Origin of the sequence: Psychrobacter sp. PP-21 (assembly GCF_033790785.1) — a bacterium.
In the GTDB taxonomy this organism is placed as follows: Bacteria; Pseudomonadota; Gammaproteobacteria; order Pseudomonadales; family Moraxellaceae; genus Psychrobacter.
On record NZ_JAMYEB010000072.1, the window covers coordinates 1 to 541 of the forward strand.

The following is a 541-nucleotide window of genomic DNA, read 5'->3' on the forward strand; positions in this document are numbered from 1 at the left end:
AAAAGCACAAGCCAAAGCCCCAGTTCTTGTTCTCATCAGTCAGTTTGATAAGTAAGTCCGCTATTTGCTGGTTCTCATCTGTTACCACCGACTTGTGATAATAACAGGTGACGCTGATGTTAAAGATGCTACAAGCCCTGCGGATACCAATACCACGATCTTCAATGTAGTGACAAACCAACGCTTTGCGCCTTTGGGGCGCTACCACTTTTTTGACATAGCATCCTGTAGGATGTCGGATTTAAGACATTCATCAGCGTACATCTTCTTTAAGCGGGCATTTTCAACTTCAAGCTCTTTAAGACGGCTGATAAGTGTGGCGTCCATACCACCATATTTAGATCGCCAGTTGTAGAAGGTGCTTTGGCTGATGTTATGCTCACGGCAGAGCTCGGTAATAGGGACGCCTTGTTCGGCTTGTTTTAGGATGTTGACGATTTGGTTGTCGCTAAAGCGTGTCTTTTTCATAGGATTCTCCTGCTGGTGTATTTTAGCAGTTAATCTCTATTTGTAAGTGTTCTTATTTATTGGGGGGATTACC

General features: G+C 43.8%; 1 pseudogene. It reads right to left on the bottom strand.

Annotated elements, in window-relative coordinates:
• Positions 1 to 468, bottom strand: a pseudogene (locus NJD71_RS13615) (transposase); the annotation flags it as partial.
• Between the last annotated feature and the right edge of the window lie 73 nt (positions 469 to 541).